This is a genomic window from Paracoccus ravus (assembly GCF_004522175.1).
GTDB lineage: Bacteria > Pseudomonadota > Alphaproteobacteria > Rhodobacterales > Rhodobacteraceae > Paracoccus > Paracoccus ravus.
The window spans coordinates 25,265-45,354 of sequence record NZ_SDEB01000004.1 but is presented as its reverse complement, the minus strand read 5'-3'; the positions used below and the strand labels follow the sequence as shown (position 1 = coordinate 45,354).

16 protein-coding genes are annotated in these 20,090 nt (G+C 64.2%); 6 read left to right on the top strand and 10 right to left on the bottom strand.

Annotated features, from left to right (window positions below):
* Positions 1–120: 120 nt before the first annotated feature.
* On the top strand, positions 121–1,869 hold the full coding sequence (locus ESZ60_RS04645; protein ID WP_134679259.1) for a pentapeptide repeat-containing protein: 1,749 nt from the start codon (positions 121–123) through the stop codon (positions 1,867–1,869).
* Position 1,870: 1 nt separating this feature from the next.
* On the opposite strand, the gene ESZ60_RS04640 is transcribed toward ESZ60_RS04645, so the two are convergent.
* Positions 1,871–2,140, bottom strand: a complete 270-nt coding sequence (locus ESZ60_RS04640) for a DUF3572 domain-containing protein (RefSeq protein WP_134679258.1) — start codon at positions 2,138–2,140, stop codon at positions 1,871–1,873.
* A 110-nt stretch (positions 2,141–2,250) separates the two neighbouring features.
* On the opposite strand from ESZ60_RS04640, the gene ESZ60_RS04635 reads away from it, so the two are divergent.
* The 3 genes from ESZ60_RS04635 (at position 2,251) to ESZ60_RS04625 (ending at position 4,848) form a co-directional block, all read left to right on the top strand.
* Entirely contained in the window at positions 2,251–3,654 is a 1,404-nt protein-coding gene (locus ESZ60_RS04635) for a diguanylate cyclase (RefSeq protein WP_134679257.1), read from the top strand.
* A gap of 115 nt (positions 3,655–3,769) precedes the next feature.
* Entirely contained in the window at positions 3,770–4,171 is a 402-nt protein-coding gene (locus tag ESZ60_RS04630; RefSeq protein ID WP_134679256.1) for a DUF983 domain-containing protein, read from the top strand.
* A complete protein-coding gene (locus ESZ60_RS04625; protein ID WP_134679255.1) occupies positions 4,168–4,848 on the top strand; it encodes an NUDIX hydrolase in 681 nt (226 codons plus the stop codon). The genes ESZ60_RS04630 and ESZ60_RS04625 overlap by 4 nt, the downstream gene beginning before the upstream one ends.
* A gap of 647 nt (positions 4,849–5,495) precedes the next feature.
* Here the strand turns inward: ESZ60_RS04625 and ESZ60_RS04620 are convergent.
* The 8 genes from ESZ60_RS04620 to ESZ60_RS04585 all read right to left on the bottom strand — a co-directional run bounded on the left by ESZ60_RS04620 (position 5,496) and on the right by ESZ60_RS04585 (position 14,805).
* Positions 5,496–6,266, bottom strand: a complete 771-nt coding sequence (locus ESZ60_RS04620) for an enoyl-CoA hydratase-related protein (RefSeq protein WP_134679254.1) — start codon at positions 6,264–6,266, stop codon at positions 5,496–5,498.
* 72 nt (positions 6,267–6,338) lie between these two features.
* Positions 6,339–6,791 carry a cytochrome c-type biogenesis protein gene (locus ESZ60_RS04615; RefSeq protein WP_134679253.1) on the bottom strand — a complete coding sequence of 151 codons (453 nt, stop codon included), beginning with the start codon at positions 6,789–6,791 and terminating at the stop codon, positions 6,339–6,341.
* A gap of 4 nt (positions 6,792–6,795) precedes the next feature.
* Complete coding sequence (locus ESZ60_RS04610) at positions 6,796–8,757, bottom strand: heme lyase CcmF/NrfE family subunit (RefSeq protein WP_134679252.1); 1,962 nt, start codon at positions 8,755–8,757, stop codon at positions 6,796–6,798.
* 84 nt (positions 8,758–8,841) lie between these two features.
* Positions 8,842–9,393, bottom strand: a complete 552-nt coding sequence (locus ESZ60_RS04605; protein ID WP_134679251.1) for a holin family protein — start codon at positions 9,391–9,393, stop codon at positions 8,842–8,844.
* Positions 9,384–9,995 carry a holin-associated N-acetylmuramidase gene (locus ESZ60_RS04600; protein ID WP_134679250.1) on the bottom strand — a complete coding sequence of 204 codons (612 nt, stop codon included), beginning with the start codon at positions 9,993–9,995 and terminating at the stop codon, positions 9,384–9,386. The genes ESZ60_RS04605 and ESZ60_RS04600 overlap by 10 nt, the downstream gene beginning before the upstream one ends.
* 74 nt (positions 9,996–10,069) lie before the next feature.
* The gene (gene ccmE / locus ESZ60_RS04595; protein ID WP_134679249.1) at positions 10,070–10,513 is read right to left on the bottom strand and encodes a cytochrome c maturation protein CcmE; all 444 of its coding nucleotides are present in this window, start codon (positions 10,511–10,513) and stop codon (positions 10,070–10,072) included.
* Positions 10,514–10,531: 18 nt separating this feature from the next.
* Positions 10,532–11,344 carry a glutamate racemase gene (locus ESZ60_RS04590; RefSeq protein WP_134679248.1) on the bottom strand — a complete coding sequence of 271 codons (813 nt, stop codon included), beginning with the start codon at positions 11,342–11,344 and terminating at the stop codon, positions 10,532–10,534.
* A 65-nt stretch (positions 11,345–11,409) separates the two neighbouring features.
* Entirely contained in the window at positions 11,410–14,805 is a 3,396-nt protein-coding gene (locus ESZ60_RS04585; protein WP_134679247.1) for an indolepyruvate ferredoxin oxidoreductase family protein, read from the bottom strand.
* A gap of 158 nt (positions 14,806–14,963) precedes the next feature.
* Here ESZ60_RS04585 and ESZ60_RS04580 point away from each other — a divergent pair, with 158 nt between their 5' ends.
* Positions 14,964–15,869: a LysR family transcriptional regulator gene (locus ESZ60_RS04580; protein ID WP_134679424.1), complete on the top strand. Its 906-nt coding sequence runs from the start codon at positions 14,964–14,966 to the stop codon at positions 15,867–15,869.
* Positions 15,870–16,197: 328 nt separating this feature from the next.
* Entirely contained in the window at positions 16,198–18,369 is a 2,172-nt protein-coding gene (purL, locus tag ESZ60_RS04575) for a phosphoribosylformylglycinamidine synthase subunit PurL (protein ID WP_134679246.1), read from the top strand.
* A 106-nt stretch (positions 18,370–18,475) separates the two neighbouring features.
* On the opposite strand, the gene ESZ60_RS04570 is transcribed toward purL, so the two are convergent.
* Positions 18,476–19,993 carry a peptide MFS transporter gene (locus ESZ60_RS04570; RefSeq protein ID WP_134679245.1) on the bottom strand — a complete coding sequence of 506 codons (1,518 nt, stop codon included), beginning with the start codon at positions 19,991–19,993 and terminating at the stop codon, positions 18,476–18,478.
* Positions 19,994–20,090 lie beyond the last annotated feature (97 nt).

The window sequence follows — 20,090 nt, the reverse complement described above, 5'->3', positions numbered from 1 at the left end:
CTGCGCTGCTCCGGCACCCGCGCCGGGGCAGCGCATCAGTGGCCGGACCGATAGACGGCGATATGCAGCCCTCGCCCGACATGCTAGCATCGCCCGGGATTCTTATCCCATTTCAGAGCCATGCTGCGTCGAAGGGTCCCACGCCCCCCGATCCCGAAACCGGTTGAGACGCGCCCCCATATCGACGCGCTCATCAGGGATGCGCGCGTCACCTTTCTGGCCCTGCTCGCGTTTCTGGCCTTTGTCGGGGTGACGGTGCTGGGCGTCGAGGATGCCGATTTCTTCATCCCCTCGCGCCAGACCCAATTGCCGCTGATCGGCGTGACCGTGCCGACCGGGCTGTTCTTCTATGTCTCGCCGCTGCTGATCCTGTTGCTTTACGCCCATCTGCACCATTACCTGATGCGACTCTGGAAGGCGCTGGCGCGGTTGCAGGCGACGAAGCCCGAAGAGATCGAAGGCCGGATCGACCCCTGGATCGGCGCAGACTTTGCCCTGCGCATCATCTTTGGCCGGATAGACTGGCACTCGCCGCTGCAAAGCCTTACGGCGCTCGTCGTCTTTGCGCTGATCTTCCTGGCCGCGCCTGTGGTTCTTGCGACCATGTGGTATTGGGGCCTTGCCAAGCACGACGAATGGATGACGGTCGTGATGACCGGCATTCCGCTTTTCGCCTCGGTTTATATCAGCCTCACCAGCCTCAGAAGACTGCGCCGCGCGCGGATGGAACGTGAGGGCCCGGAATGGGGCCGGTGGCCGCGCCGCATCTGGGCGCTGGCCTTTCTGGCGCTGATGTCAGCGGGTTGGCTGCTGACCGAGGGAACCTTCAGGCAATATGAATTCGCGCTTCGCGTGGGGCTGCTGGGGCACGGCGTCAACGAGGTCGCCGACGCACCATGGGCGCCTTGGGATTTCTGGCAACCGGTCAGCGCGCAATTGCAGGACGTGGCGCTTACCCCCCTTCCCCCGGACTGGCTGGCGCGTGACGCCGCCGAGGAAAAATTTCGTCAGACATGGTGCGCAAGCCAGGGATGGTCCAACGCAGTCTGCGGGCCCGGCCCCCTCGCCTTGGATGGTCAGGAGCAGAAGGATCTCTTCGAGCGTGACGTGACAGCCGCGCGAAGCCATTGGTGCGACTCGAACCGCGCGCCACCGGCAGCGAGGGCTTGCCTTGACCATATCGCCGAACGCGAAAAGGCCTATCCGGCAGAATGGAAATTCCATCGAGAGGCCGCCCTGTCGGCACTGCCGAAGTCGGCCTATGGAAGCGCGCCGGATGCGCAGATGGGTTCACCGCGCGCGATGTGGGATCTCGCCATGGCTGCGGATCTCAGAAATGTCCGACTGCCCCGGGCGCGGATGGAGAAGGCGAATCTCCGCTTCGCGCGGATGGAGGGGGCGGACCTCCGCGGCGCGCGGATAGAGAGGTCGGATCTCAGCGACGCGAGGCTGCAGAGGGCGGATCTCAGCGAAGCGCTGATGGAGGGAGCGTTTCTCAGCGGCGCGCGGATGGACAAATCAACACGGTTCGCAGGTGCCGAAACTCACGTTGCAGCAGCGAGCCTGGTTGACTTTTCGATGACAGATCTTTCGCCTGACCAAATCAAATCGATGTTCGGTGATGGCAGCGTGTCCTTGCCAGGCTGCAAAGCCGGTGAATCCTGCTGGCCCGGTCACTGGCCAGAGAATATCTTGGACGGTGTCGAATTTCAGGACAAATGGTGCGCCTTCCAGCGCTCGGTCGACTATGACAAGCCGAACCAGCGCGCCTGCCAAGGAAGCGACGAGCGCCGTAAGCTGCAAAACCTTCCGCCCGTCACCGCTGCCGATGCCTATAGCCGCAAGCGGAACTTCGCCCCACAGCCCTGACCTACCAGGGATCGCCCCCGCCCAGCACGGCGCGCGCCATGACCACGCGCTGCGGCTTGATCCCGGCATCGGCCGCGAAATCCAGAACGCGCTGGTCCTCTTCCAGCAGGAAATCCAGCACGAATTGCGCGAATTCGGGCCGCCCTGCCATGGCGCGCAGACCCGCCACGTCGGTGCCCGCCTGGGCCAGCAGCGCCGAGACCAGTTCGGGCTGCCCGGCGACGTACTGGAAGCCGGCATCGGCGATCTCTCGGGCCTCGTGAATAGTCATTCTTTCTCCGTGAGTTGAAAGCTGCCGCAAGGGAAGCGGCGATTGGAAACGCTTTCTTAACCAGTTGGCCGCAAGGATGCGGGCGAGGCCAGCAGGTGTAAAGAAGACAGATGAATATCGCAGGGCGCATTCTCGTCGCGGATGGCGCGCCGACAACCCGGATTATCGCAAAAGTCAGGCTGACGACGGCCTGCTACGAAGTCATCACCGCGACCTCGGGGGCCGAGGCCCTGCGCCTCGCGGAGCGCAGCGAGCCGCAGATCGTCCTGATCGGCCCGGCCTTGCCCGACATGACATCCGCGCAGCTTTGCACTGCGCTGCGGGAACTCGTGGGCATGGCCGATCTGCCGATATTGGTACAGGCGCAGGGTGCGGCCCGGATCGATGCGCTTCGGGCCGGCGCCTCGGCCCTGATCGACGATCTCGAGGACGATCTCACGCTGCTCGCGCGGATCCGGGGATTGATGCGCTCGGACCCGCTGGCCCAGGCTTCGGGACCGCCGGATATCCTTGCCGAGCCCGCCGCCAAATTCCGCCATTCCGAGCGCCCGCATGCCGTCTTCATCGCGGGCCAGCCCGGCACCGCCCTGGGATGGCGGCATGCGCTGCAACGGGGGCTGGATTTTGCGATCACCGTCTGCGAGCCCGATCGCGCGCTGGCCGATGCGGCCTATGGGCAGGTGCCCGACATCTATCTGATCGCAGCCGACATGAACCAGCCCGGCGACGGGCTGCGGCTGCTCTCGGAACTGCGCTCGCGGCCAGTCTCGAAAGAGGCGGGTTTCGTGATCATCCTGGCCCCTGAAAGGCTCGACATGACTGCGGTGGCGCTGGATCTTGGTGCGGGCGATGTGCTGGCGTCGGGATTTGCCAACCCTCTTGCCGTCTCCGAGGCCGCAATGCGCCTTGAGGCCCAGCTGCGCCGCAAGCGTGAGCAGGATCGCTTGCGCCGGGAGACGCTGCGCCAAATGCAATGGGCGATGAGCGATCCATTGACCGGGCTCTACAATCGCCGCCATGCCCTGCCCCGACTGGCCGCAATGCTCGAGGATGCGATGCGCGCGCAACGCCATCTGTCGGTCATCGTGATGGATCTGGACCGCTTCAAGCAGGTCAATGACGGTTTCGGCCATGCCGCCGGGGATGCGGTGCTGCGCAGCGTTGCGCAGCAGCTCTCTCGCGCGCTTCCTGCCGAAGCCGTCCTGGCCCGGATCGGGGGCGAGGAATTCCTGGCCGTGCTGCCCGATCATCCCCTTCATGCCGCCTGCGAGATCGCCGAGACGCTGCGCCAGCAGGTGGCGGCCAGCCCCGTGCCGCTGCCGCTGGGCTGCCCCGCCGCCGAGATCCGGATTTCCTTCTCGGCGGGGATCGCGTCCTTGCAGGGGTCGCAGGGGCCGCAGGACCCCTTCCTGACGCCGGACCTGCTGCTGTCGCAGGCCGATCGGGCGCTTTTCAGCGCCAAGGCGCAGGGCCGCAACCGCATCGTCCTTGCCGGAGCGCCCGTGGCGGCGTAAGGCCCGGCGCTAGGCCGGGTCGGTCGCGGCATAAGGCGAGGTCTGGCGCGGGGGACTTTTCTTTCCCGGCCCTCATGCCTAGCTTGGTAGCCGTCCAGCCCAACGGAGCCGCGCCATGCCGCATTCCCATTCCCTTCCCGAGGATCGCCCGGTCCGGCCCGCCATGCTGCGCGCCGCGGCCCGGCACTGCCCCGCCTGTGGCAAGGGCGCGCTGTTCGACGGCTACCTGACCGTGCGGTCGAAATGCGCCTCGTGTGGCGAAGAGCTGCACCATCACCGCGCCGATGACGGTCCGGCCTATCTGACGATCCTGCTTGTCTCGCATCTGGGCGCGCCGCTTCTGCTTGCCGTCTACATGGCCTGGCGCCCCTCGGCCATGTCCATGCTTGTGGGATTCGGACTGGGGGCCGTTGTACTGTCCCTGGCCCTGCTCCCGATGATCAAGGGCGCTTTCGTCGGCTTTCAATGGGCCCGACGCATGCATGGCTTCGGCGCGGCGCAGCAGGCCGTCCGATGACGGAACCACAGATCCGCGACGCCGCGACGGTCATCGTGCTCGACCGCAAGGCCGCCGCGGGCCCGTCGGTCCTGATGGGCCAAAGGGGCGTCCAGGCCAGTTTCATGCCCTCGAAATACGTCTTTCCCGGAGGCGCGGTCGATCCCGAGGATGCATGGGCGCGGATCCGGCCGGCCGACACCCTGACGCGCAAGGTCCTGTCGCTCGCGCCGCGCCCGGCCAGCGCCCCCCGCCCCGAGGCCATTTTGGCCGCTGGGCTGCGCGAACTGGCCGAGGAAACCGGCCTGATGACCGGCGTGAATGGCGCAGCACCCGAGGGCTGGACCCATTACATCCGGTCCGGGCTTTGTCCCGATGCCTCGGCGATGTTCTGCATTTTCCGCGCGATCACCCCGCCAGGACGGACGCGGCGGTTCGACGCGCGCTTTTTCCTGCTCGACGCGGAACGGATCGCCGGCGACCTGCACGATTTCGGCGCAGCCTGTGACGAATTGTCCCATCTGCATTGGGTCCCCCTGTCCCAGGCGCGGGCGCTGGATCTGCCCTTCATCACCGAGGTGGTGCTGGCCGAGGTCGCGGGGCTGGCCCAGCGTCCTGGCCCGCTGGCGCAGCCGGACAGGGTGCCGTTTTTCGACAATAGCGGGGATGAGCCGCGCTTTGTCACCCTGGCCGCCTAGGATTGACCAAGCCCAGATGGAGCGCCCGGAGGCGTTCTTCCCAGAAGCCACGACAAGCGATCGCCGCGCCCCAGGTCCCGGCCATATCCCTTTGCAATAGCTGGAGTGACTTCGGGATCTTCGCCCGGATTGTGCCGGGGCTGGCCGTCGAAGAATGCCGTAGAGGACGATCATCGACGCGATCTATCTGAAGCACGTCGCACAGCATCGTGCCTGCCGGTCAAAAAGGCCAGGTCGCCAGATACGGCATTGAAAATGCGGCATGGGCAACAAGCCGCACGCCGTCAACAATAGGGCATACCGGTTCTTCGTGTCGACCGGAGCGCCATGGCAAAGGCGCGGCGGCGCTGCTCCTCCGCCCAAAGCCAATCGGCGGCTTGCAGCCCGGGGCGAGGACGCCGATCCAGAGCTTTGAAAGGTAGAAGCATTCGCGCTTGCCACTCTGACGGACGGAGCGCAGGACAAGTGGCGCTGCAACGGCCGCCGCAAGCACCGGCCAATCATTGGGGGGAAGACGGATCCCCGGATTCCCTTCTGATCCTCTCAGGCCGCCACCCGATCCGACCGATGCCACGATGCGTTGCTTCCCACCATCCTCCTCGCCGCGACGGTCACTTTCTGACCCTGATCAGCAGCCAGACCTGACCCTAGCAGCCGGAGAACCGCGCGGGTCGCTTTTGCAGGAAGGCCGCCACGCCTTCGGCAAAATCTGCGGTGCGCACCATCTCGCCTTGCAGCCGCGCCTCGAGCGCGAGTTGCTCGGACATGCCTTGGCCCGCCGCCTCGCGCAGCGCCTTGCGGATCGCAAGAAAGGAACGGGTCGGGCCCGAGGCCAGGACCGCGGCGCGTCTTTCGACCTGCGCCGCGAATTCCGCATCTGGAACCGCCTCCCAGATCAGGCCCCATTCGGCCGCCTGACCGGCAGAAAGAGGCTCGGCGAAGAGCATCATTCCCATGGCGCGGGCGGTGCCGACGGCGCGCGGAATGATAAAGGTGCCGCCCGCATCAGGGATCAGGCCGATACGGCTGAAGGCCTGCACGAAACTCGCGCTCTCGGTGGCGATGACGACATCCGCGGCAAGCGCGAGATTTGCGCCCGCCCCCGCGGCGGCGCCGTTCACCGCGGCGATGATGGGCACGGGGGCCTCGGTCATCGCGGCGAGCATGGGCTCATATTCCTCGCGCAGGATGCGTTCGGCATCCAGGCCCGCCGTCGCATCGCCCAGATCCTGCCCCGAGCAGAAGGCGCGCCCCGTCCCCGTCAGCACCACGCAGCGCGTTTCTTCGGGCAGGTCGCGAAGCGCCGCCGTCAAGTCATGGCGCATCGCGGCGTTCAGGGCATTCATCACTTCGGGCCGGTTCAGCGCGATGCGGGTGATGCCGGCCTTGGTCGTGACGGTGATTGTGCGCTCTTCCATGATCTTCTCTCTCCCCGATCTTGCGCGCATCCTGAGCCAGGCCATGCGGGATGGGAAAGAGGCGACCTGACGTCAATCGCGCATCAGCCGGTCGAGCCGGGCCTTTTCCTCGGTGCTCAACTCCTGAGGATCGGTCTCGGTCTGTCCCCGCGCGCGAATGAACCGCCATCCGACAAAGAGGCCGAAAAGAGCCATCAGCGGGCCGGCGAGATAGAGCAGCCAGTTGATCCCCCGCGCTGGTGGCTCAAACAGGACATATTCGCCGAAACGGTCAACCACCGCCTGCACCGCTGCTTTGTCATCATCCCCGGCGACCAGCCTTTCGCGCAGATAAAGCCGCAGGTCGCGGCTGATCGGGGCGTTTGATTCGTCGATGGTCTCGCCCTGGCAAACCGGACAGCGCAGGATGCGCGAGATCTCGCGCGCGCGGGCTTCGAGCGCGGGATCCGACAGCACCTCATCGGGCTGGACCGCCCAGGCCGGCAGCGCAAGCAGGAGGACCAGGCATAGAGTCAGCAGTCGCATGATGTCACTCCGCCGGGCGTGCGAGCGCCGCGCCGCGGGCCGCACCGGCCCCGACACGGTAGCGCCGGTCGCTGAGACTGATCAGACCACCCAGCGCCATCAGCGCCGAGCCCAGCCAGATCCATCCGGCAAAGGGCTTGATATAGGTGCGCACTGCCCAACCCCCGCCCTGCTGCGGATCACCGATGACGAGATAGAGATCGCGGAACAATCCGCTCTGGATCGCGGCCTCGGTCGTCGGCATGGCCTGGACCGGGTAAACCCGCTTCTCGGGATGCAGCATCGCGACCATCCGGCCATCGCGCTCGACCCTCATCGCGGCAATCGTCGAGACGTAATTCGGTCCGTGAATATCCTCGACGCTTTCCAGCGTGACATCGTAGCCTGCGACCTCGAATGTCTCGCCGATCTGGGCCACGCGAATATCCTCGACCTGCCAGGCCATCAGCAGGCTGACGCCGATGAAGGTCACGCCCAGGCCGGCATGGGCGAGAACCCTGCCCCAATCCGCGCGCGGCAGCCGGGCCAGGCGCGAGGGTCCGGAATTGCCCTTGCGCTGCCACAGATCCGCAGCCGCACCCGCGATCAGCCATGAGCCCAGTCCCGCTCCCAGGACGGCCAGCGCCGAATGCCCGGTCGAGACGGCAAAGACCAGGAGCATCACCGCCGCCGCAAAGATCAGCGCCCCGCGCAGCGGAACGAGGACACGGCCCATCCGGCCCCGCTTCCACGGGATGATCGCGCCCAGCGGCAGGACCAACGCCAGAACGATCATGAAGGGGGTAAAGGCCTTCTCGAAAAAGGGCGGGCCGACGGAGAGTTTCCGGTCCCAGAGCAGTTCTGCGACAAGCGGCCAAACTGTGCCGATAAAGACGACAAAGGCCGATACCGCCAGCAGGATATTGTTCAGAACCAGCGCCCCTTCGCGCGAAAGCGGCGCGAAGACGCCCTTGGCCTGCATCGACCCGGCCCTTGCGGCGAAGATCGTCAGCGCCCCGCCCACGAAAAGCGCAAGAATGGCAAGGATGAACACGCCGCGTTCAGGATCATTGGCAAAACTGTGCACCGAGGTGATGACCCCCGAGCGGACGATGAAGGTCCCGATCAGCGAAAAGCCGAAGGCCATGATCGCCAGCAGGATGGTCCAGCTTTTCAGGACCTCGCGCTTTTCGACCACAATCGCCGAATGCAGCAGGGCCGCGGCCAGCAGCCAGGGCATGAAGCTGGCATTTTCCACCGGATCCCAGAACCAGAAGCCACCCCAACCCAGTTCGTAATAGGCCCACCATGACCCAAGCGCGATGCCGATGGTCAGGAAAACCCAGGCCGCCAGCGTCCAGGGCCGGACCCAACGCGCCCAGGCGGCATCGACCCGGCCCTCGATCAGCGCGGCGACGGCAAAGCTGAAGGCCATCGAAAGCCCGACATAGCCGAGATATAGAAAGGGGGGATGGAAGGCGAGCCCGGGATCCTGCAACAGCGGGTTCAGGTCGCGACCATTGAAGGGCGCGCTGTCCAGCCGCAGGAACGGGTTCGAGGTAAAGAGGATAAAGGCGAGGAACGCCGCCCCGATCGCGGCCTGAACCGACAGGACGCGGGCGCGCAGCCGGGGCGGAAGGTTCGCGTCGAATATGGCGGCGGCAGCTCCGAACAGCGCAAGGATCAGCACCCAGAGCAGCATCGAGCCCTCGTGGTTCCCCCAGACGCCCGAGATCTTGTAGATCATGGGCTTCGCGGTATGCGAATTCTCATAGACCAGAAGGACCGAGAAATCCGAGGTGACGAAGGAAATCGTCAGCGCGACGAAGGATATCGCGATCAATCCCAGCTGCGCGATTGCCGCGGGCCGGGCGCTGTCGATCCATCCGCTCCAGCCCCGCGCCGCGCCGATCATCGGCACGATCATCTGGAACAAGGCCACGGCAAAGGCAAGGATCAGTGCAAAATGGCCGATTTCAGCGTTCATCTTCTCCTCCGGCTGTTGAGGCGAAGATAGCGACGACGCCGGGGCCAGACCAGCCCCGCCGCCGTCCTTGATGTCGCATTCGCGTCAGATCGAGGCGCGAGAGGCCACCCAATCCCTCAGAGCCGCGTTATCGGCAAATTCGTCCTGGACCGGCGAGGGCGTCGCGCGCAGCGCCGCAGCGCCCGCAGTCGCAGTCTCAGTCTCGGTCTCAGTCTCGGTCGCGGGTGGAACGGTTCGGGGCCGGATTCGAAAGTAATGCGCCTCGCGCGCGCCGAAATAAAAGCTGATGATCGCGCCAAGCAGCCACCAGAGCGGCTCGGGAACGAGGTTCAGATTCTGCATCCGCAACCCGAACCCCACCGGCTCGACCATGGCATAGACGAACAGCGCCAGCGTTCCCAGCGTCAGCAAGGGACGCGGCAGCCGGTTCATCCCGTTCATCAGCCCATCGAACCAGCCCTGCGGCGCGAGCGCGAATTCCGCGCCCATCTGGCTCAACGCCCGGGCATGGGCCTCTTCGTCCAGTTCCATGCGCCGGGTGGCATTTTCACGAAACACCTCGGCCATCCCGGTCGCGGCATTGCTGACCGTGGTCACGGCCCCCGAGGCATTCAGGAAACGGTCGATCATCCCCATGCGGCAGTCCTCGCCTGATGTTCCGTCAGTGTCAGGTGGTATCGGGCCGAGATGAATTCCTCGGCGCGCAGGATCCAGCCGCCCTTGCCGCCGGATTGGCTGCGGGCGTATTTGCGGCTGGCCGGTCGGGCATCGGCCAGATTGTAGTAATAATTCCGCCGCTCGATGCCATAGGCGTCAGCCAGATGATCGCGCGCAGCGATCTGGGCAAGGCGCGCGGCTTCGATCGTCTGGGGGCCGATCACGCCGTCCGGATTGGTCGCGAACCCCATCCGGGTCAGCAGGCGCTGCAGGATCTTGACCGCATTGGCCCCCGCATTCACCTGCATGTCGAAAACCGAAGGTTGCAATGGCTCGGGCAATTCGCCCAACCGAGGCTTGCGAAAGTAATGCGTGACAAAAATCCGCTGCGCATCGGCCCGGTCGAGCGCCTTGAGATCCTCAAGATCGACCTTGCCATCGCCATTGCCGTCTTCGCCCAAGCCACGCAAGGTCGTCAGGGTGACGCCGTAATTCGTCGCGCCGCCCGGATCGTCGGGATCGTTGACATAGCCACCCTCGCGCGTGACGATCTCGCGCGCGATCTGCTCGACAGTCTTCATCTTCAGCCCTCCGCATGCATCCGGAAAAGCTGGCTTCGGGGGGTTAACGCTTCCCTAACCGGGGGTGCGTTGCATCAGGAATTCGGGTCCTCGTAGACACCCTGTTCCTTGAGCGAATCGATGACCTCTTTGGGCATGTAATTCTCATCATGCTTGGCGAGGATTTCCGAGGCGACGAATATTCCGTCCTGCATCTGCCCGGTGCCGATCATGCCCTGCCCCTCGGCAAAGAGATCCGGCAGGACACCGGCAAAGCGCACGGGCACCGAGGCCCCGCCATCCGTCACGCGGAAAGTAACGGTCTCGCCCGCGCCACGGATCAAGGTGCCGTCCTCGACCAGCCCGCCCAGTCGAAAGACCTCATTCACTGCGGGCGGGTTATCGGCCATCTGGCTGGGAGAGCGATAAAGGTTGATGCCATCGCGAAAGCCGTAGCCGATCAGACCGACCGCGATGCCCAAAGCGATCGCAGCCGCAACGAGAACCTGGATACGACGCCTTTTCTTGAGCGATTTCATACTATAACACCGTCTTATTCAGGCAGATTCGAACTTGATCGGATAGCGCAGAAATTGCGTTGCCTTGCCCGATACGCGGATCGGATCACCCGTCGTCAGGAAGCGCGAGACCGTCCCCGAACCCACGAGTTCCGGATGACGCGCCAGATAATCCTCAAGACTTTCGGCGACCAGTTTGGGCTGCGAATAGACCTGGACCTGCTCCCCCAGCGCCTTCTGGAAGGCGTCCTGGACCAGAGGGTAATGCGTGCATCCCAGGATCGCGGCTTCGGGGTGTGGCATCCGGCGCATCAGGGCCTCGACATGGCTGGTGACCAGCGCTTCGGCCAGGATCTCGTCGCCCTGCTCGATCGCATCGACGACCCCGCCGCAGGGCTGGGCCTCGACATCGACGCCGATGGCGCGGAAAGCCAATTCGCGCTGAAACGCCCGGCTGGCCACGGTCGCGGGTGTGGCGAACAGCGCGACATGCTTGACCTCGACCTCGCGCGGCGGCGAGTTGTCGCCCCAGCGCCGCTCGGTCAGGGCTTCGATCATCGGCACAAAAACGCCCAGCACCCGCTTGTTCGGCGGCAGCCAGGTTTCCTGCATCCGCTTCAGCGCGGCCGCCGAGGCGGTGTTGCAAGCCAGAATCACCAGATCGCAACCCTCGGCCCAGAGGCGTTCAACCCCCGCGCAGGTCAGGTTGAAAATATCCTCGGCATCGCGCACGCCATAGGGCGTATGCTTGTTGTCGCCCAGATAGACCAGCGGCAGATCCGGCAGACGCGCGGCGATGGCGTCCAGAACCGTCAGCCCGCCCAGCCCCGAATCGAATACGCCTACTGCCATGACTGGTCTCCTGCTCGATGACGCGCCTATTTAGGACGTGCCACCAGGGAACGCCATGACTTATGTCATTCCGCTGCCTGCGCCATGGGCGTCCCGCCCTTGCGAAAGGCATCGAGCAATTCCCGCCGCCGCAACGCCGCCTGATGCGCGGCGGCCTCCTTGACCGGGCCATAACCCCGCACGGACAGCGGCAATTCGGCAAGCTCGCGCGCCAGAGCCAGGGTCGCCGGCGTCACATCGGCAAGGATTTCGGTCATGTCGGATTCATATTCAAGAATGGCCGCCCGCTCGGCCCGGCGTTCTGCACTGTAGCCGAAGGGATCGAGGACGCTGCCGCGCAAACCCTTCATCCGCGCCAGCAGCCGGAAAAGCGGCAAGATCCAGGCGCCGAATTCACGTTTCCGTGGCCGCCCATCCGGATCCAGCCCCGGCATGAAGGGAGGCGCGAGATGAAAGCTCAGCTTGGCCCCGCCCTCGAACTCATCGGCAACCTGGGCGGCGCTGGTCAGATGCAGACGCGCAACCTCATACTCATCCTTATAGGCCAGAAGCTTGTAATAGCCCTCGGACACGCTTTCGCGCAGATCCGCCGGGGCGCGTCCGACCAGCGCCCGGAACCGTTCGGCCAGCGCGGGCCCCTGATACTCCACGAGCCTTGCCGCGCGATAGGCGACGGGATCAACCGCGTCCGTATCATCCAGCGGCGCAAGGAAGCGGGCGGCTTCGGCCGGTGCGACCATCGCCCAGCGACCGATCTGGAAGGCGCGCTGGTTTTCGGCGGTCTTGGCCCCGTTCAACTCGATCGCCCGCAGGATCGCAGCCTCGCTCAGCGGGATCAGGCCCTGCTGCCATGCCGCACCCATCACCAGCATATTGGAGTAGATCGAATCCCCCAGAAGCCGCAGCGCCAGCATCGAGGCGTCGAGAAATGCCACCTTCTCGCCCAGACGGGCCTCGAGCGACAGGCGCAGGCGGTCGGCAGGGATGTGAAAATCGCGGTTGCGGGTAAATTCGCCGGTGATGATCTCATGATCATTGACCACCGCGCCGCTGCGGCCCTTGGTCATCAACCCCAAGGTCTTGGCCCCCGCCGTCACCACCAGATCGCCGCCGATCACGCAATCGGCCTCGCCCACCGCGACGCGGATCGCGCTGATATCCTCAGGGACATTGGCCAGCCGCAGGTGGATATGGACCGCGCCCCCCTTCTGGGCGAGCCCCGCCATTTCCATCATGCCCGCGCCCTTGCCGTCAATATGGGCGGCCTGGGCCAGAACCGCGCCGATCGTGACGACGCCCGTGCCGCCGACGCCGGTAATGACGATATTATGCGTGCCGGTGATCGCGGGCAGCGTCGGGCTGGGCAAAGCGGGCAGATCCAGTGCCGCAGCCTTTGGCCGCCTGGGCTTTGCCCCGCGCACCGAAACGAAGCTGGGGCAGAAGCCCTTCACGCAGGAATAGTCCTTGTTGCAGCTGGACTGGTCGATGGTGCGCTTGCGGCCAAGTTCCGTATCCTTGGGCACGATCGAGACGCAATTCGACTGGACCCCGCAATCGCCGCAGCCCTCGCAGATCTCGGGATTGATCCAGACGCGCCGGTCGGGATCGGGGAACTTGCCGCGTTTGCGACGCCGCCGCTTTTCCGCCGCGCAGGTCTGGATATAGACGATGGCACTGACACCGGGGACGGTCTCCAGTTCCTTCTGGACCGCCAGCATCGAGGCGCGCTCTTCGAAGCGCAGCCCCGAAGGAAACTGCCCGCGGTCGATTTCCTCTTTCTCATCATGGACCACGACCACCGGCGAGACACCCAGCGCCTGCAATTCCCTGACGATCTGCTGCGCGGTCAGACCGCCCTCATTGGGCTGGCCACCGGTCATCGCGACGGCATCGTTGAACAGGATCTTGTAGGTGATATTCGTCCCTGCCGCCTTGGCGGCGCGGATCGCCAAGGACCCGGAGTGATTATAGGTTCCATCTCCAAGGTTTTGAAAGACATGCGATCTCTGGCTGAACGGGGCCTCGCCGATCCAGTTCGCCCCCTCGCCGCCCATATGCGTGAAGCCCGAGGTCTCGCGGTCCATCCACTGCACCATGTAATGGCAACCGATCCCGGCATAGGCCCGCGCCCCTTCGGGCAAGCGCGTCGAGGTGTTATGCGGGCAACCCGAACAGAACCAAGGCGTCCGAACCGCAATTTCCGGCGCATTGTCATTGCGGCGCACCTCGGTCAGGCGTTGCAGCCCAGCCTTGATGCCTTCGGTTCCGCGCCCCTCCTCGATCAGGATCGCGCCCAGTTTCTGGGCGATCATCACCGGGTCGAGGGCATAGCGGGTCGGGAACAGTTCCTCATGCGTGCGGTCATGCTTCCAACCCAACACGCGGCGGCCATGGCGATTGTCAAAGATCGCCTCCTTGACCTGCACCTCGATCAGCTTGCGCTTCTCCTCGACCACGACGATGACTTCGAGCCCCTCGGACCATTCCTGAAAGCTCTTCATGTCCATGGGCCAGGTCTGCCCGACCTTGTAGGTGGTGATGCCCAGACGGTCGGCCTCGGCCTCGTCGATGCCCAGAAGCGACAGCGCATGCACCAGATCCAGCCAGTTCTTGCCCGCGGCGACGAAACCGATCCGTGCGCCGGACTTATACCAGACCGGGTGGTCGATGCGGTTCGCTCGGGCAAAGGCTTCGGCGGCGAATCGCTTGTAATCGATCATCCGGGCTTCCTGCGCGACCGGCGTATCGCCGAGCCGAATGTTCAGCCCGCCTTGCGGCATGGCGAAATCGGGGGTGACGAATGTCATCCGGAACGGGTCGCCATTGACGACGCTGGTCGCCTCGACCGTGTCCTTCATCGTTTTGAGGCCGGTCCAGACGCCGGCAAAGCGTGACAGGGCAAAGCCGTAAAGCCCGAAATCCAGGATCTCCTGCACGCCCGCAGGCGAAAGCACCGGGATATAGGTATCGACCATCGCCCAGTCGGATTGGTGCAACACGGTCGAGCTTTCGCCGGTATGGTCGTCCCCCATCGCCATGATGACCCCGCCATGCCTGGACGACCCGGCCATATTGGCATGGCGCATCACGTCTCCGGTCCTGTCCACCCCCGGCCCCTTGCCGTACCAAAGCGCGAAAACGCCGTCATATTTGCCTTCGCCGCGCAGTTCGGCCTGCTGGCTGCCCCAAATCGCGGTCGCGGCCAGATCCTCGTTCAGGCCGGGCTGAAACAGCACCTGCGCCGCCGCAAGCTCTTTGCCTGATTTCATCATCTGCAGATCGACACCGCCCAGCGGCGAGCCGCGATAGCCTGTCACCAGACCGGCCGTGTTCAGCCCCGCCGCACGGTCGCGCGCGGCCTGCATCAGCATCAGACGCACCAGAGCCTGCGTGCCGTTCAACAGCACATGGCCCTTCGTCAGGTCGAAACGGTCGGAAAGAGAAAATTCCTGCACACTCATCTGGCCCTCCCAAGCGCGATGACTGGTATGGAGGCATCATAGGTCAGTAAAACTGACCGATAAAGAAATTTTCAACCACCTGTCGCATATTCTTTCGTTGCACCTATGTGGTAAGCGTTGCGAAAATTGCATGGCTGATGCCACGAGAAAGCTGGATCATGGACTGGGACAAGCTCAGAATTTTTCACGCGGTTGCAGATGCGGGTTCACTCACCCATGCGGGTGATGTCCTGCATCTCTCCCAATCCGCCGTCAGCCGCCAAATTCGCGCGCTCGAGGATTCACTGGGCTCGACCCTGTTTCACCGCCATGCGCGCGGGTTGATCCTGACCGAACAGGGCGAATTGCTGTTCGAGGCGACCTCGTCGATGGTACGCAAGCTCGACACCACTGCCGCGCGGATCAGGGACAGCGAGGAAGAGGTCGCCGGAGAGCTCAAGGTGACCAGCACGACCGGTTTTGGCACGATGTGGCTGGTGCCGCGACTGGCGAAGCTCTATGAACGCTATCCCGACCTGAAAATCGACCTGATGCTCGAAGAACGGGTTCTGGATCTGCCCATGCGCGAAGCGGATGTCGCCATCCGCATGAAGGAACCCGCCCAGCAGGACCTGATCCGGCGGCGCCTGCTCAATATCCGGATGCGCCTTTATGCGACGCCGGAATATCTCGAGCGCGCCGGCACCCCCCAGGTCGTCGAGGATCTGCGCGCCCATCGCCTGATCTGCCAGAACCAGCACAGCCCGCAGGTCAGTTCCGGGGCCGCGCTGGTCCAGATGCTCATGGCCCATCAACTGCCCTCGCTTTTGATGATCAACAGCTATTTCGGGGTTTTGCAGGGCGTGCTGAACAATGTCGGTATCGGCGTGCTTCCGGACTACCTGACGGCGGACTTCCCCAATCTGACCCGCGTCCTGCCCGAGATCGAATCCGGCGAGGTGCCGGTTTTCCTTGCCTTCCCCGAGGAATTGCGCGCCTCGCGCCGGGTCACCGCTTTCCGCGATTTCGTGCTCGAGGAAATCCAGTCCATCCGCAAGCATCAGGCCGATAGCAACAACGAGTGAAATCCAGACGGGCGAAGCCATTCCCCAAACGCATATCGGGCATGTTTGAAGATTCCGAATTACATCTTGAACGGTTCGCACACTGCACATATCTGAGGCGGCGAAGGGGATGATTTGAGGAAACTCTCATCAACTTCAACCTCCCTGTTGGACTTAGGCCGGGCTTTATGCCCGGCTTCTTTTTTTGTCCGGCACCCGGATCGGGCAGTGACATCGCAGCACGTTTTGCGGCTGTTGAATGCCGGTCTGCGCCCGACTGCGCAGGGCCTCTTTCCTAATCGCCCGTCGCCGCATAAAAGGCGCCAAATTCCGGGAAAAGGGCTCGACCATGGATGAACCGCAGATCACCGAAGACCTGATTGCCGCACATGGCCTGAAGCCTGACGAATATCAGCGCATCCTCGAGATCATCGGCCGCGAGCCGACGTTCACCGAGTTGGGCATTTTCTCGGCCATGTGGAACGAGCATTGCTCGTATAAATCCTCCAAGAAATGGCTGCGCACCCTGCCCACCACCGGCCCGCAGGTCATCTGCGGACCCGGCGAGAATGCGGGCGTCGTCGATATCGGCGACGGTCAGGCCGTGGTCTTCAAGATGGAAAGCCACAACCACCCCTCCTATATCGAGCCGCATCAGGGTGCTGCGACCGGCGTCGGCGGTATCCTGCGCGACGTCTTCACCATGGGCGCGCGTCCGATCGCCGCGATGGATGCTTTGTCCTTTGGCCGCCCCCAGCACCCCAAGACCGCCCATCTGGTCAAGGGCGTGGTCGAAGGCATCGGCGCTTACGGCAACGCTTTCGGCGTGCCGAATGTCGGCGGCGAAGTCCGCTTCCACCAATCCTATGACGGCAACTGCCTCGTGAACGCCTTTGCGGCGGGGCTGGCCGATGCCGACAAGATCTTCTACTCGGCGGCTTCGGGTGTCGGGATGCCGGTCGTCTATCTGGGTGCCAAGACCGGACGCGACGGCGTCGGCGGCGCGACCATGGCATCGGCCGAATTCGACGACACGATCGAGGAAAAGCGCCCGACCGTGCAAGTCGGCGACCCCTTCACCGAGAAATGCCTGCTGGAAGCCTGCCTCGAACTGATGCAGACGGACTCGGTCATCTCGATCCAAGACATGGGCGCGGCGGGCCTGACCTGCTCGGCCGTGGAAATGGGCGACAAGGGCGGGCTTGGCATCAAGCTGAACCTTGAAAACGTGCCGCAGCGCGAAGCGCATATGACCGCCTACGAGATGATGCTCTCGGAAAGCCAAGAGCGCATGCTCATGGTGCTGAAGCCCGAGAAAGAGGCAGAGGCCCGCGCCATCTTCGAGAAATGGGATCTCGACTTCGCCATTGTCGGCGAAACCATCGCCGAGGACCGTTTCCTGATCCTGCATCACAACGAGGTCAAGGCAGACCTACCGCTGTCGAAACTGTCCTCGAGCGCGCCGGAATATGACCGTCCGTGGGTGGAAACGCCCGCTGCCGAAGCCCTGCCCGCTCTGCCCGCAATCACCCCCATCGCCGCGCTGAAAGCCCTGATCGGCTCGCCCAGCTATGCCCATAAAGCCTGGGTCTGGGAGCAATATGACACGCAGGTCGGCGCTGATACCGTCCGCCGCCCCGGTCTGGGTGCTGGCGTGGTCCGCGTTCATGGCACCGGCAAGGCGCTCGCCTTCACCAGCGACGTCACTCCGCGCTATGTCAAGGCGAACCCCTATGAGGGCGGCAAACAGGCCGTGGCCGAGGCCTACCGCAATCTCTCCGCCTGCGGCGCGCTGCCGCTTGCGACGACCGACAACCTGAACTTCGGCAATCCCGAAAAGCCCGAGATCATGGGCCAGCTGGTCGGCGCGATCAAAGGCATCGGCGAGGCCTGTGCGGCGCTCGACTTCCCGATCGTCTCGGGCAACGTCTCGCTTTACAACGAGACGGATGGCAAGGGCATTCTGCCCACGCCCACCATCGGCGGCGTCGGACTGATCGCCAATCTCGACGATCTGATCGCGGGCCTGCCCGCCGCGGGTGATGTCGCGCTGGTCATCGGCGAAACCAAGGGCCATCTCGGCCAGTCGGCGCTGGCCGCCGAGGCCTTTGGCCTGGAAGCCGGCGATGCGCCGCATGTCGATCTGGCCGCCGAGCGCAAGCATGGCGAATTCCTGCGCGCCAATGGCAAGCTGTTCTCGGCATCGACCGATCTGTCGGATGGCGGCCTCGCTTTGGCGGCGTTCGAGATGGCAGAGGCTGCGGGTCTGGGCGTCGAGTTGGACGTATCCGACATCGCGCGTCTTTTTGGCGAAGATCAGGCCCGCTACCTCGTTGCCTGCGACGCGGAAAATGCCGCGAAGCTGCAAGAAGCCGCAAAGGTGGCCGGGGTTCCGGTCGCGCGTATCGGACGCTTCGGGGGCGAGACGATCAGCCTTGGTCAGGACAGCGCGCCGCTTGCCGAACTGAGCGCGCTTTATCGCGGAGCCTTTATCGAGACGCTGAAGATCGAGATCGCCTGACGCGAGCCCGGGCCTCGGGCGCAGACCGAGCGCAAAAGGGCCGGTGGCGTGGTGCCACCGGCCCTTTTTAGTCGCGAAAGGCTGGCCCGAGGGGCCAGCCCTCAGGTCAATGCGATTGCGCCGAGCCGGCCTGCCGCTCGCTGCCCCCAAGCGCCCAACGGGTCAGCGGCCGCGCGACAAGGATCAAGACGACCCCGGCAATCGCGCTGTCGACGAAGAGGCGGGTGAACAGGTCAGGCAGGCTGGCCGGCGAACTGGTATCGATCTCGGAGGCAAGCAAGCCCGCGAACAGATTGCCGAGCGAGGCCGCCAGGAACCAGAACCCCATCATCTGGCTGACGAAACGCGCCGGGGCGAGCCGCGAGAACGTGCTCAGCCCCACCGGGCTCAGCAAGAGTTCGGCAAGCGTGTGGATGAAGAATGTACCGAACAGGAACAGGAACGAGACCTTGACGCCGGTCATGGCGATCTCGGCGGCGGGGACCAGCAGAAGGAAGCCCGCGCCTGCAAGGATCAGCGCCAGGCCGAATTTCACAAAGACCGAGATTTCCCAACCGCGCGCCTGCGCCCAGATCCAGAAGGACGCCAGAATCGGGGTCAGAAGGATGATGAAGGCCGGGTTGAGGTTCTGGAACCACGAGGCTGGAACGAGGAAGCTGCCCCATTCGCGATCGGTCAGCTGCGAGGCAAAGACGGAAAGCGAGGAACCGGCCTGCTCGAAACGGGACCAGAACAATGCCGCCGCGACGAACAGGACGGCCAGCACGATCATCCGGCGCTTTTCATCGGCTGCGAGATCGCCGGCGAAGTAGATATTGAGGAAGAAGCCGACGGCCACCGTCACGATCAGGACACCCATCGCCTTGGCAAGTCCCGCAGCGCTGCTCAGATCGACCCATCCCATGAACATCATCAGGGCGACAAGGCCGAATGCGCCCATCACCAGCCCCGCGGTCCAGCGGTGATCGCGATCGGCCGTTTCCGCATCGGGGTGATGATGCGGCACCGGGGCGTCACCCTTGCCCGCAAGCGAATTGCGCCCGGCATGGATAAAGTTCAACAGCCCGAACAGCATCGCAATCGCCGCGGCACCAAAGCCCCAATGCCAGCCCCAGCTTTCGCCCAGATAGCCCGCGACAAGACCGCCAAGGATCGCACCGACATTGATGCCCATGTAGAAGAACGAGAAACCGGCATCCCGCCCCGCCACGTCATCCTTGTCGTAAAGTTCGCCCACCATGGACGAGATATTGGGCTTGAGCAGCCCTGTCCCGATCGCGATCGCGCCGAGGCCCAGATAGAACACCCCTTGGCTCGCCCCGGCAAAGGCCAGGAACAGGTGCCCGATGATGATGATGACGGCCCCGACCGTGATCGCCCGGCGCGAACCCCAGAAACGGTCCGCGATCCAGCCGCCCGGAAGCGCCAGAATGTAAACTGCGGCGGTATAGATGCCATAGATCGCCATGGCCTCGGATTCCGGCAGGCCCAGCCCTCCGGTGCCGATCGCATCGATGAGGTAAAGGACCAGGATGGCGCGCATGCCGTAATAGCTGAAGCGCTCCCACATCTCGACAAGGAAGAGCGCGGGAAGTCCGGCGGGATATTTCGCGTGATGGGTCATGGTTACTCGTACTTATGCAGACATAAGTTTACCCCATGTGTTCACCGACCGGTATGGGCCTATCGGCGATTTCTTGCCATCCGCGCGGATTTGCCGC